General features: G+C 62.0%; 13 protein-coding genes. All 13 read left to right on the top strand.

The window, feature by feature from the left end; translation table 11 throughout:
* Positions 1-733: NADH-quinone oxidoreductase subunit M (locus VEJ16_09070; protein ID HYB09808.1), on the top strand; the 733-nt coding region annotated here is incomplete at its 5' end.
* 41 nt (positions 734-774) lie between these two features.
* Entirely contained in the window at positions 775-2226 is a 1452-nt protein-coding gene (nuoN, locus tag VEJ16_09075; GenBank protein HYB09809.1) for an NADH-quinone oxidoreductase subunit NuoN, read from the top strand.
* Positions 2223-2987 carry a biotin--[acetyl-CoA-carboxylase] ligase gene (locus VEJ16_09080; GenBank protein HYB09810.1) on the top strand — a complete coding sequence of 255 codons (765 nt, stop codon included), beginning with the start codon at positions 2223-2225 and terminating at the stop codon, positions 2985-2987. The genes nuoN and VEJ16_09080 overlap by 4 nt, the downstream gene beginning before the upstream one ends.
* Positions 2988-2994: 7 nt before the next feature.
* On the top strand, positions 2995-3765 hold the full coding sequence (locus VEJ16_09085) for a type III pantothenate kinase (protein ID HYB09811.1): 771 nt from the start codon (positions 2995-2997) through the stop codon (positions 3763-3765).
* Positions 3762-5477, top strand: a complete 1716-nt coding sequence (locus VEJ16_09090; GenBank protein ID HYB09812.1) for a ribonuclease J — start codon at positions 3762-3764, stop codon at positions 5475-5477. Before VEJ16_09085 ends, VEJ16_09090 begins: the two co-directional genes overlap by 4 nt.
* 37 nt (positions 5478-5514) lie before the next feature.
* Positions 5515-5919, top strand: a complete 405-nt coding sequence (gene mce, locus VEJ16_09095; GenBank protein HYB09813.1) for a methylmalonyl-CoA epimerase — start codon at positions 5515-5517, stop codon at positions 5917-5919.
* Positions 5920-5921: 2 nt separating this feature from the next.
* Positions 5922-6158 carry a DUF1467 family protein gene (locus VEJ16_09100; protein HYB09814.1) on the top strand — a complete coding sequence of 79 codons (237 nt, stop codon included), beginning with the start codon at positions 5922-5924 and terminating at the stop codon, positions 6156-6158.
* A gap of 13 nt (positions 6159-6171) precedes the next feature.
* Positions 6172-6708: a DNA-3-methyladenine glycosylase I gene (locus VEJ16_09105; protein HYB09815.1), complete on the top strand. Its 537-nt coding sequence runs from the start codon at positions 6172-6174 to the stop codon at positions 6706-6708.
* 412 nt (positions 6709-7120) lie between these two features.
* Entirely contained in the window at positions 7121-7531 is a 411-nt protein-coding gene (locus VEJ16_09110) for a hypothetical protein (protein ID HYB09816.1), read from the top strand.
* Between the two features lie 528 nt (positions 7532-8059).
* Positions 8060-9376, top strand: coding sequence for a proline--tRNA ligase (locus tag VEJ16_09115; GenBank protein HYB09817.1), 1317 nt, complete (start codon positions 8060-8062; stop codon positions 9374-9376).
* A 10-nt stretch (positions 9377-9386) separates the two neighbouring features.
* Positions 9387-10631 carry a lipoprotein-releasing ABC transporter permease subunit gene (locus VEJ16_09120; GenBank protein ID HYB09818.1) on the top strand — a complete coding sequence of 415 codons (1245 nt, stop codon included), beginning with the start codon at positions 9387-9389 and terminating at the stop codon, positions 10629-10631.
* Positions 10624-11337, top strand: a complete 714-nt coding sequence (locus VEJ16_09125; protein HYB09819.1) for an ABC transporter ATP-binding protein — start codon at positions 10624-10626, stop codon at positions 11335-11337. The genes VEJ16_09120 and VEJ16_09125 overlap by 8 nt, the downstream gene beginning before the upstream one ends.
* A gap of 63 nt (positions 11338-11400) precedes the next feature.
* The coding region (locus VEJ16_09130) for a PHP domain-containing protein (GenBank protein HYB09820.1) at positions 11401-12572 on the top strand (1172 nt) is incomplete at its 3' end.

Consider the following 12572-nt stretch of genomic DNA (forward strand, 5'->3'; position numbering starts at 1 on the left):
CTCGGTGCCGATCATGCCGGAGGCGTCGCTCTATTACAGCCCGCTTATCTATGCGCTGTCGGTCGTTGCGGTGATTTACACGTCGTTCGTGGCACTTGCCCAAGAAGATATGAAAAAGCTCATCGCCTATTCATCGGTTGCGCACATGGGCATCGTGACGATGGGGATTTTCGCGCTGACGCCCCAGGCACTCGAAGGGGCCATGATTCAGATGCTGAGCCATGGAGTCGTGTCAGCGGCACTCTTCCTCTGTGTCGGCGTCGTCTATGACCGCATGCATAGCCGCTTGATTGCGACCTATGGAGGGCTGGTCCATCGGATGCCGGTTTATGCCTTCGCCTTCATGATTTTCATGCTCGCTGCGGTGGGCGTGCCGGGGACGAGCGGATTCGTCGGCGAGTTCGTGACCCTCCTTGGCGTCTTCAAGGTGAATACCTGGGTGGCGACGTTGGGTGCGACGGGCATGATCCTGGGTGTCGCCTACATGCTCTGGCTCTATCGCCGCGTCATCTTCGGCGCGCTCACCAAGCCCGAACTCAAGGACATACTCGATTTGAGCCCGCGCGAGGTGGCGGTCTTCGCACCGCTCCTTGTCGTCGTGTTCTGGATGGGTATTTATCCGACCTCGTTCCTCGATCCGATGCACGCTTCGATTGGGCGCGTGATCGGCCAGTACAATGCAGCGCTCCACGCATCGAACGGGGAGACCATCCTTGCCCAGTTGCGGCGCTAGATCATGACCGATTCGGCATCACGTTCCAGGGGGCGGCCCACGTGAGTTATCTCGCCAACGCTCAACTCGCCTTTCCGGAAATCTGGCTTGCCGCGGTAGGCTTGTTGCTTCTCATGATCGGCGTGTTCAGCGGCGATCGCTCGACCCGTCTCGTTTCGTGGCTCGCGTTTGCGGCCTTCATTGTCGCCGGCGCCCTGGTCGTCGCCTATACCCCCGCGCGACCCGCGACGGTCTTCAGCGGGCTCTTCGTGGTCGATCGCTTCGGCGCCTTCATGAAGCTCCTCGTGCTTGCAGGCTCGGCTCTCGCGATCGTCATGTCGCTTGGCTTCAATGAGCGCGAGAATATGGCGCGCTTCGAATATCCCGTGCTGTTCATCTTTGCGACGGTCGGCATGCTGATGATGGTCTCCGCCAACGACCTGATCTCGCTCTATGTCGGCCTCGAACTGCAAAGTCTCGCGCTTTACGTCGTGGCGGCGTTCCATCGCGACTCCCTGCGCTCGACGGAGGCGGGCCTGAAATATTTCGTGCTCGGCGCCTTGAGTTCCGGGTTGCTGCTTTACGGTGCCTCGCTGATCTACGGCTTTGCGGGCACCACGCGTTTTGTCACGCTCGCGACACAGTTCTCGACCGGCGGCATGCCGACCTCGATCGGCGTCGTCATCGGTATCGTATTCGTGGCGGCTGGACTTGCCTTCAAGGTTTCCGCCGTCCCGTTCCATATGTGGACGCCTGACGTGTATGAAGGTGCGCCGACCCCCGTCACCGCCTTTTTCGCGGCGGCACCGAAGATCGCGGCGTTGGCATTGTTCGTCCGGGTCTTGGTCGGTCCATTCGGACAGCTTGTCGGCCAATGGCAGCAGATCATCATCGTCATATCCATCGCCTCGATGGCGCTTGGCGCCTACGCGGCGATCAACCAAAAGAACATCAAGCGGCTCATGGCGTACAGCTCGATCTCGAATATCGGCTACGCCCTCGTCGGCCTCGCCGCCGGCAACGAAGTGGGCGTTCAAGGCGTCATGATCTACATGGCGATTTATCTTGCCATGGTGAGCGGTGCGTTTGCGTGCATTCTGTGCATGCGCGAAAAGGGTCGCATGATCGAGGGAATCGACGACCTTGCCGGCCTTTCGAAGACGCAGCCGGTGCTGGCGCTTGGCCTCGCGATCTTCATGTTCTCGCTCGCCGGCGTGCCCCCGCTCGCAGGGTTCTTCGGCAAGGTTTACGTTTTCCTCGCGGCGATCGAGGCGAAACTCTACACCCTTGCCGTGATCGGCGTGCTTACGACCGTGGTCGGTGCTTACTATTACGTGCGGATCGTCAAGGTTATGTATTTCGACGATGCGACCCTCCGCTTCGATCGCCCGATCGGCGCCTCGCTATCCACGGTTTTGACCGTGACCGGCGTCTTCACGCTCCTTTTCTTCGTCTACCCCGCACCGATCCTGGCCGGCGCCAAGATTGCGGCGGCCGCACTCTTTCCGGGATGAGTCCGCACGTCCGGCTGCCGGCCGGCTATCGTCTTTTGACGTTCGACTGCCTGGACAGCACGAATGAGGAAGCCAAGCGGCAGGCTGCCGCTGGGGCGGTGGACCGAACGCTGGTTTGGGCCCGGGCGCAGAACGCGGGGCGCGGGCGCTTCGGACGCCCGTGGGCCTCGCCTCCCGGGAATTTGTATCTTTCGATGGTTCTGCGGCCCGATTGTCCGGCACGGCAAGCGGTTCAACTCGGCATGGTCGCTGCCGTAGCCGCCGGCGAAGCGCTCCACGCACTCTGCGATCGGGCAACCGTAAAGCTCAAATGGCCGAACGACGTGCTTCTGAATGGTGCAAAGGCGTGCGGCATTCTCCTCGAATCGTCCGCGAGCCAGCAAGGTTCGCTCGACTGGCTCGTGCTCGGCATCGGCATCAATGTCGTAAGTTTCCCCGAGGCGACGGGTTTTCCAGCGACCTCGCTCAACGCAATTTGCCCCACATCGATCACAGTCGAACGAACGCTCGCAACGTTCGTTGAGGCTTTCGCCCGCGAGTTCGATCGCTGGCACCGCCTGGGGCTCGAGCCCATCCGGGCGGCCTGGCTCTCACGGGCTTGGCGGCGTGGGGAGATAATTCAGGCGCGCCTTGAAAACGAGGTTCTCGAGGGGCGCTTTCGCGATATCGATGAGAGCGGCGCGCTGTTGCTCGAAATCGAGGGTGGCGCCTTCCGACGCATAACCGCCGGCGACGTCTTTGCGCTTCCCGTGACGGCGTGAGGTCCCCATGTTGCTCGCTATCAACTGCAACAACACGAACACCGTCTTCTCGGTATGGGCCGAAGGAAAGATGCGCGGTGTCTGGCGCACGGCGACGGACCTTCAGCGGACGGCGGATGAGTACGTGGTCTGGCTGGACCATCTCATGGGTATCGACAAGCTCTCGCGAGAAAAGATTTCGGGCACCATCGTTGCATCCGTCGTTCCCGAGGCGGACTTCAATCTTAAACGGCTTTGCAAGCGCTATTACAAAAGCGCACCACTCATGGTCGGCGAACCGGGCCTCGATCTGGGCGTCGAGGCGCTTGTCGATCGGCCCGAGGAAGTCGGAGCCGATCGCCTCGTGAACACCGTAGCCGCTCACGATCGATATAAAGCGCCACTGATCGTGGTCGATTTCGGCACGGCGACGACGTTCGACGTCATCGACAAGGACGGCAACTATTGCGGCGGCGTGATCGCGCCGGGGATAAATCTCTCGCTCCGTGCGCTCCATATGGCCGCTGCCAAACTGCCCAGCGTGCGCATCGAGCGCACGGCCAAGGTGATCGGCAAAAGCACCATTCCGTGCATGCAGTCGGGCATATTCTGGGGCTATGTCGGCCTGATCGAAGGCTTGGTTGCGCGCATCAAGGAGGAATGGGGCGAGCCAATGGGCGTGGTGGCGACCGGCGGCCTGGCACCCCTCTTCGAAGGGGCGACGAATGCGATCGAGCGTGTCGACGACACACTGACGCTTTGGGGATTGTGGCTCATCTACCGGCGGAATCGTGGATGAAAAATAAGAAGGGTGCGGGGATCGTCGCATCGGAATCCTCGGCTGCGCGCGAGCCGCTGCCCGTCGCGCCGGAGGGACTTCTGTTCGTCCCGCTTGGCGGTGCGGGCGAGATCGGGATGAACCTCAACGTCTATGGGTTCGACGGACGCTGGGTCATCGTCGACCTTGGGATTACGTTCGGCGATGACCGCATGCCGGGTGTCGAAGTCGTCATGCCCGATCCCGCGTTCGTCGTCGAGCGGCGCGAGCAATTACTCGGCATCGTGCTGACGCACGCCCACGAAGATCATATCGGCGCCGTACAGTATCTTTGGCCCCAACTGCGCTGCCCTATCTACGCGACGCCGTTCACCGCCTCTATCCTGCGCCGCAAGCTTGCGGAGACCGGCATTCTCGATGAGGCCGAGATCACGATTGTCCCGCTCTCGGGGCGGTTCACGCTCGGTCCCTTCGAATTCGAGCTCATCACCCTCACGCACTCGATCCCCGAGCCGAACGCTGTCGTGATCCGGACTCCCCTCGGTACCGTGCTTCACACGGGCGATTGGAAGATCGATCCGGACCCGCTCGTCGGACCCGTGACCGATTCAGCGGCACTCCGTCACGTCGGCGAGGAAGGTGTCCTCGCCATGGTGTGCGACTCGACGAATGTGCTGCGCAGCGGCACCTCGGGCTCGGAGGCGGATTTGCGCAGGAGCCTGGTAGAGCTTGTGGCGCGCGCACCCCAGCGCGTCGCGATTGCGTGTTTCGCCTCGAACGTGGCGCGCCTCGAAACGGTCGCCAAAATCGCCGAGGCCAACGACCGTCACGCAGCACTCGTTGGCCGCTCCCTTTGGCGCTTTTACGAGGCCGCCCTCGAGAACGGCTATCTCCAGGATATTCCGCGTTTTCTCGGCGATGCCGAGGCGGCCTTTCTGCCGCGCGACAAAGTGGTGCTCGCCATGACCGGAAGCCAGGGTGAGCCTCGTTCGGCCCTTGCGCGCGTCGTCGCTGGCGAGCACCCCCACATAACGCTCGAGGCCGGCGATACCGCGATCTTCTCCTCGCGCATCATTCCGGGGAACGAGCGTGCGATCTTCCGCCTTCAGAGCGGATTGGCCCGCCTTGGCGTCGCGATCGTCACCGAGCACGACGAGTTCGTGCACGTCTCCGGACACCCGGCGCGCGACGAACTTGCCGAGATGTATGCCTGGGTGCGTCCCCAAATTGCCATTCCGGTTCATGGCGAAGCGCGGCACTTGATCGAGCATGCCCGCTTCGCGCGGGAATGTCAGGTGCGCGACGTCGTTGTGGTGACGAACGGCGACATCGTGCAACTGGCGCCGGGCCCCGCAGCCGTCGTCGGCCAGGCGCCCTTTGGCCGCCTGGCGCTCGATGGGACGGCACTCGTTCCCGCGAACGGTACGGCGGTCAAAAGCCGTGCGCGCATGTCATGGCACGGCGCCGCGGTCGCTACGATCGTCATCGATCGAGCCGGCGGGTTGGTGACGGAGCCGCAATTAGCGCTCCCCGGTCTTGTGGACGACGAAGGAACGGGCGGACTCGTCGTCGAGGCGGTCCGCGCAATCGTCGAGGCGGTAGAGGATCTGCCCAAGCCCGCGCGTGAGGACGATGGCGCAATCCGCGAGGCGGTCAGGCTCGCAATCCGCCGACACGTCCGGCTTGCTCGCGGCAAGAAACCGTCAATCGAGGTGCATCTCGTGCGTATATAGTAGCCGAGCCGAAAAGGGAGGGATCAGCGAGGGTCAAATGATCGGCAGACTCAATCATGTGGCAATGGCCGTGCCCGACTTGGCGGCGGCGACAGCCCTTTACCGCGACACGTTCGGGGCCAAGGTGTCTCGCCCTGTCGATATGGCGGCGCACGGCGTTACAACCGTTTTTGTCGAATTGCCGAACACGAAGATCGAGCTTCTGCATCCGCTCGGGCCGGATTCGCCGATTGCATCCTTTCTCGCGCGCAACCCCGCGGGCGGCATCCATCACGTCTGCTATGAAGTCGCCGACATCCGTGCCGCGCGGGACAAGCTCAAAGCCCAGGGCATGCGCGTACTCGGCGATGGCGAGCCGAAGATCGGCGCCCACGGCAAGCCCGTGTTGTTCCTTCATCCCAAGGACTTCTGCGGCACTCTTGTCGAACTCGAGGAAGTCTAGGCATGACGGTATTCGAAGGGCTTGTCTCCTTCATCATCATCTGGTGGCTCGTTCTCTTCATGGTGCTCCCGTGGGGCGTGCGGGTCCCCGATGCCGTTGAACGCGGCCACGCGACGAGCGCTCCGGCAAAGCCCAGGCTGTGGCTGAAAATGGCCGTAACGACCGGTATTGCGATCGTTCTTTGGGGCATCGCCTATTGGCTCGCAGCTTCCGATCTGATCTCGTTCAGGGAAGGCTGAAGGAGTGAACGCCTTGTCCGGCTATTGCGATATAGCACCCGGTCATCCCTGGCACGGGCCTTACCACGACCTGGAATACGGCTTCCCACTCGACAACGAGAGCGAGCTTTTCGAACGCCTCGTGCTCGAGATCAATCAAGCCGGGCTCAACTGGCTCACCATGCTCAAAAAACGCGAAGCATTTCGCCACGCCTTTCACGGCTTCGAGGTTGACCGTGTCGCGCGCTATGGCGCACGGGATGAGGCGCGCCTTCTGAACGATACCGGCATCGTGCGCAACAAACTCAAGGTCGCCGCGACGATCGAGAATGCAAAACGCATCCGGCACTTGCGAAAAAGTCACGGTTCTTTTGCCGCTTGGCTCGCAGCACAGCATCCCTTGGAAAAAGCCGAATGGGTCAAGCTCTTCAAGAAGACGTTCGTCTTCACCGGTGGCGAGATCACGGGCGAGTTCCTGATGTCGATCGGCTATTTGCCCGGAGCGCACCGAGAGGATTGTCCGATTTTCAAGCGGATCCGGAAGATCGGGGCGCCATGGATGCGCGTTTGACGCAGACATCGCCTTCGGGCGAAAAAGAATGGCAAGGACCCTGGGGAGGGCCTTGCCATAATGCATCGGGTTGCTGCGGGTTGTGGTTTGGTTTTGAGCGGTTGAGTTTATTTGCACCCGACGCTTTTTTGGTTTTTCCTCGCTACACTTGGGCCGCTCGTGTGCTTTTCCCGGGGTTTTGAGTTACCCCTTCTTGCAACTCGGGGACACGATGCATTGGCCCGCTTTCGGCGACGTGGGCGACCCGAGGGCAGCCCATTCGCGCTATTCCTTATGACTGAAGCTAAATATTTATGCAACAAAAAATCGCAATGATCGCGGCCACTTGCTGAGATATTTGGCAATCGATCTCACCATGCGCAAATTGCAACACCTTAATGTTTGCTTAAGGGCGACCTAATACTCTCAAGGCATGACGGGGCGCATCTTCCTGCTCGTGACGGTTGTTCTTCTTGCAGCGGGACACGCCTCGGCGGAAACGATCAGGGCAACGCGCGAAACCTGCGCCAGCCTTGTGGAACATGTTCCTGGCCCCGATGTGACATACCAGCCGGGCGTTGACGTGAACGGCCAGCCCGTAGCACCCGCGGACATGCCGGGAAGTCCCCAAATCACGGTGCCCGACGAATTTTCGATCGAGATCACCGCCAATCTCGGCCGACGGCTCGGTATCCCTGCCAACCCCAACAATTTCCAATCGAAAGCCGACATCGGGGTGCTGTCCTACAAGGACGGCAAGGCATATTTCAATGGCCAGCCCCTGGAGGACCCCGACGCCGCCGCCTTCGCCGATGCCTGCCGGAGGATCATGGCCGGTCAGTAAGGAGATCGACGGATCTGGCATTCCGTCGTCCGAGCGGCTCCGTCCTTAAATATCGTCCTTTTGGGCGTGCGTACGAAAGTGCCGCACGCTCTCCCCGCGGTTCCAGCGATTACTTCCGGCCGGAACCACGCAGGGAAGATGACTTCGGAATGAAAACGCCCGCCACGGTTCGGTTCCGGGCGGGCGCAACAATCGAATATGAAGCAAGCTATATACTTGAGTTGCACCTCGGTCAAGGGGGATTTTTTCAATGCGAAAATTTTTCCCCAAACCGCCCAGACCTGGGGGTGCCTTCGTCCACATCGCGCAAAGTTGCGCCACACGCGATGGGCGGCTCCGTTGCCGCGCGGGCTGAAGAACGACAAAATCCGGACACTTCACGGGGATCGCGGAGGATGTCGACCCAGGCGTTTCATCGAGATCGGCCAAACAAGCGCCATTGCTATGGTGGAAGCCATAGCCTAAATTCCGGCGCACCGGTCGAGGCCCCGGGTGTCGCGCAATCGGCCATGTCGAGAAGAGGCGAGAATGCGTCTTTCGGTCTTTTTCATGCCGACCCTCAAGGAGACCCCGACGGAGGCGCAAATCGTCTCCCATCGCCTCATGTTGCGCGCGGGCATGATCCGTCAGACAAGTGCCGGAATTTACGCCTGGCTGCCGCTCGGCTTTCGCGTCCTCAAAAAGATCGAGCAGATCGTGCGGGAGGAACAGGACGCCGCGGGTTGCCAGGAGCTTCTCATGCCGACGATCCAGTCGGCCGATCTTTGGAAGGAGTCGGGCCGCTACGAGGATTATGGCAAGGAAATGCTGCGCATCGAGGACCGGCACGAACGTCCGATGCTCTATGGTCCGACCAATGAGGAGGTGATCACGGACATTTTCCGCAACTCGGTCAAAAGCTACCGCGACCTGCCGAAGCTCCTCTATCACATTCAATGGAAATTCCGCGACGAGGTGCGGCCGCGCTTTGGCGTGATGCGCGGACGCGAATTCCTCATGAAGGATGGCTATTCCTTCGACATCGACTTCGCGAACGCAAAACGCTCCTACAACAGGATGTTCGTCTGCTACCTGCGCACCTTCGCGCGCATGGGCCTGAAAGCGATCCCGATGGCGGCGGAAAGCGGCCCGATCGGCGGCGACATGAGCCATGAGTTCATCATTTTGGCGTCGACCGGCGAGAGTGCGGTCTATTGCCATCGCGATTTCGTCGAGTTCGACGTTCTCGGCAGCACCCTCGACTATGAAGGCGAGCTCGAGCCCGTCGTGCAGCATTGGACGAGCCTTTACGCCGCCACCGACGAGAAGCACGATCCGGCCGCTTTCGCGCGGATTCCGCCGGAGAAACGCGTCGAGGCGCGCGGGATCGAAGTCGGCCACATTTTCTATTTCGGCACCAAATATTCCGATCCCCTGCGCGCCCTCGTGACCGGTTCCGACGGCAAGGAAGTGTGCGTGCACATGGGCTCCTACGGGGTCGGCGTGTCGCGCCTCGCGGGTGCGATCATCGAAGCGAGCCACGACGAAAACGGCATCATCTGGCCCGAGCCGGTCGCACCCTTCAAGGTCGGCCTCATCAACCTGAGGCCGGGCGATGCCGATTGCACCGAGGCGTGCGATGCGATCTATGCCGAGCTTCGCGCGAATGGGGCCGATACGCTCTATGACGACCGCGACACGAGTGCCGGGGCCAAGTTCGCCGATATGGACCTGATCGGCTTGCCGTGGCAGCTCATCGTCGGCCCGCGCGGGCTCAAGGGCGGAATCGTCGAACTCAAATCGCGTCGGAGCGGGGAGCGGCAGGAGCTTTCGCGCGAGAGTGCCTTGGCACGGCTCGTCGGCTAGGCGGCAGGGCATGCCTTTCTCGACTTTCGAGCGTATGGTCGCGATGCGCTATCTGCGTGCGCGGCGGCAGGAAGGTTTCATATCCGTCATCGCCGGCTTTTCCTTCATCGGCATTTTCCTGGGCGTTGCGGTGCTCATCGTGACGCTCGCGGTCTTCAATGGCTTTCGCGAGCAGATGATCACGCTCATCCTCGGCGTGAACGGCCATCTCTCGGTGCAAAGCCAATCCTATTCTCTCGGGAATTACGATGCACTGGCGGCACGTCTGCGTGGCCTGCCGAATGTCGTCAGCGTGACACCTCTTGTCGACGGTCAGGCGATGGTGACCGCGCACACCAGTTCCAGCGGCGCCGTCGTGAAGGGTATTAAGCCGGACGACCTCAAGGCGCTTCACATAATTTCGGGCAACCTCGTCGACGGATCGCTCGACGCCTTCGATGACGACGCGGTTGTCATCGGGTATCGGCTTGCCAGCCAGCTCGGCGTGACGGTCGGCGGGCAGATCACGCTCATCACGCCGGAGGGCGCGGTGACGGCCTTCGGCACCGTGCCGCGAATGAAGACGTATCACGTCGTCGCAATCTTCAACGTCGGGATGTCGCTCTACGACAGCACATTCGTCTACATGCCGCTCGAAGCGGCACAGGTCTACTTCAAGCTTCCAAACGCTGTCAGCGAGCTCGAGGTGCGCCTCGACGACCCGGAGCGGGCCGAGGCGATGGCGGGTCGGATCTTGAGTGCTTCGGGGCCCGGCGTCCGCGCCGTTCCCTGGCAGCGCGCCCAGGCAAGCTATTTCAATTTCATCCAGCTCCAGCGCAACCTTTACGCCCTGGTTGTGACGCTCGTGATCGTGGTTGCCGCGTTCAACATCATCTCGGGCCTCATCATGCTCGTGAAGGACAAGGGGCGCGACATCGCGATTTTGCGCACGATGGGGGCCACGCGCGGCATGATCATGCGGGTCTTTTTCCTGAGCGGCATGAGCATCGGCATTGTCGGCACCATCCTTGGCGTCGTCGCGGCGCTTTTGTTTGCCGACAACATCGAGGCGATTCACCGATGGCTCGAAAGTGCCACGGGGCAGAACCTCTTTCCCGCCGAGTTTTTCTATCTCACCCAGCTTCCGGCCAAGGTCGAGCCGCACGAGGTGGTCCTCGTCGTCCTCATGAGCCTCGGCCTCGCGTTTCTCGCATCGATCTATCCGGCCTGGCGTGCGGCGCGCCTCGATCCGGTCGAGGCGCTACGCTATGAGTGACGCAACCGCTCCCAAGCCGAACGCCCCTTCGCTTGCACTCCAGGATATCGTGCGCACTTATCGCCAGGGCTCCGAACGGCTCGAAGTGCTGCGTGGTGCGGGACTGGAGGTGAGGGCAGGCGAAGTCGTGGCCCTCGTCGGTCCCTCCGGCGCGGGTAAGTCGACCCTTCTGCATCTCGCCGGCCTGCTCGAGCGACCCAATGGTGGGGATGTGACGATCGAGGGATATTCTTGCGGCGGGTTGAGCGATGACGCGCGCACCGCGATCCGCCGCAGCTATCTCGGCTTCGTCTACCAGTTCCACCACCTGCTGCCGGAGTTTTCAGCGCTCGAGAACGTGATGCTGCCCCAGATGATCGCCGGCCAATCGCGGCGGGCCGCGAGAAAGCGCGCAACCGAGCTTCTGGCCATCATGGGCCTCGCGGGTCGGGCGAGCCATCGCCCGGCACGCCTCTCGGGCGGCGAGCAGCAACGCGTCGCAATCGCACGCGCTGTCGCCAATGGGCCACGCATCCTGCTCGCCGACGAGCCGACCGGCAATCTGGATCATCATACCGCCGACGCCGTGTTCGCCCAGCTCTTCACCCTCGTCCGCGACTCGGGCCTGGCAGCACTGATCGCGACCCACAATCTCGAACTGGCGCGGCGAATGGACCGTGTCTTGGAGCTGAAGGACGGGACGATCGTCAGTGCATCGCTTTCATAATTGACATATAACGGTGTCGAACGTACTCGGAGCGCAATTTCCGATGACGTCTTAGAAACCACGATGCCTCACGCCGATTTCGTTCATCTCAGGGTTCATTCGGCTTATTCGCTCTCGGAAGGGGCGATCAAGATCAAGGCGCTCGTCGAGCTGGCCAAAACGAGCGCCATGCCGGCCGTGGCGATCACCGATAGCGGCAATCTCTTCGGGGCACTCGAGTTTGCGCTGACCGCGGAGGCCGCGGGGATTCAGCCGATCGTCGGCTGCCAGCTCGCGGTGCGCCGCGAGGACCACGAGGTCAAGGCGGGTGCCGGAGCGCCAAAGCCGGACCAGCTCGTGCTGCTCGTCAAGGATGCCGCAGGCTACCGGGCACTTCTGAAGCTCGTGAGCAAGGCGTTTCTCGAGAGTCCGACGGGAGAAGTGCCGCAAGTAACCCTCGCCGACATTGCCGCGCAGAGCGAGGGCCTGATCGCACTCACCGGCGGCGCTGGGGGTGCCGTCGGTCGGCTCCTGGCCGAGGGGCAGGGACCCGCGGCCGAAGCGATGCTTCTGGCCCTTGCGCGAATTTTCCCGGACCGGCTCTATGTCGAGCTGCAGCGTCACGGCCTGCCGGTCGAGGGCCGAATCGAAAGCGCACTCCTCGATCTCGCCTACAAGCACGACGTACCGCTCGTCGCCACCAATGAAGCGTACTTCGCCGACGACGGCATGTACGAGGCGCACGACGCGCTGATCTGCATCGCCGAGGGCGCTTATGTCTCCGAGCCCGACCGACGCCGGCTCACACCCGAGCATCGATTCAAATCGGCCGCGGAGATGCGCGCCCTCTTCGCCGACATACCCGAGGCGATCGACAACACCCTCACGATTGCGCGGCGCTGTGCCTTCTACCCCAAGGCGGAGAAGCCGATTCTGCCGCCCTTTCCCGTCGAAACCGGACGTGACGAGAACGCCGAGCTTGACGCCCAGGCGGGGGAGGGGCTCGAACGACGCCTCGCTGCCCAGGTCTTCATGCGGGATATGGACGAACCGCGGCGCGCCGCGGCGGCGAGGCCCTATCGGGAGCGCCTTCGCTACGAGCTCGACATGATCGGCCAGATGGGATTTGCCGGCTACTTCCTCATCGTTGCCGATTTCATCAAGTGGGCGAAATCCCAAGGAATTCCCGTGGGACCGGGGCGCGGTTCGGGGGCCGGGTCGGTCGTCGCATGGTCGCTGACGATCACCGATCTCGA

The organism is Alphaproteobacteria bacterium (assembly GCA_035625915.1).
GTDB lineage: Bacteria > Pseudomonadota > Alphaproteobacteria > JACZXZ01 > JACZXZ01 > DATDHA01.

Excerpts from the sequence above, each read along its gene's own strand:
- VEJ16_09080 (HYB09810.1), top strand. The coding sequence starts at position 2,223 with ATGAGTCCGCACGTCCGGCTGCCGGCCGGCTATCGTCTTTTGACGTTC.
- VEJ16_09085 (HYB09811.1), top strand. The coding sequence starts at position 2,995 with ATGTTGCTCGCTATCAACTGCAACAACACGAACACCGTCTTCTCGGTA.
- VEJ16_09090 (HYB09812.1), top strand. The coding sequence starts at position 3,762 with ATGAAAAATAAGAAGGGTGCGGGGATCGTCGCATCGGAATCCTCGGCT.
- mce (HYB09813.1), top strand. The coding sequence starts at position 5,515 with ATGATCGGCAGACTCAATCATGTGGCAATGGCCGTGCCCGACTTGGCG.
- VEJ16_09100 (HYB09814.1), top strand. The coding sequence starts at position 5,922 with ATGACGGTATTCGAAGGGCTTGTCTCCTTCATCATCATCTGGTGGCTC.
- VEJ16_09110 (HYB09816.1), top strand. The coding sequence starts at position 7,121 with ATGACGGGGCGCATCTTCCTGCTCGTGACGGTTGTTCTTCTTGCAGCG.
- VEJ16_09115 (HYB09817.1), top strand. The coding sequence starts at position 8,060 with ATGCGTCTTTCGGTCTTTTTCATGCCGACCCTCAAGGAGACCCCGACG.
- VEJ16_09120 (HYB09818.1), top strand. The coding sequence starts at position 9,387 with ATGCCTTTCTCGACTTTCGAGCGTATGGTCGCGATGCGCTATCTGCGT.
- VEJ16_09125 (HYB09819.1), top strand. The coding sequence starts at position 10,624 with ATGAGTGACGCAACCGCTCCCAAGCCGAACGCCCCTTCGCTTGCACTC.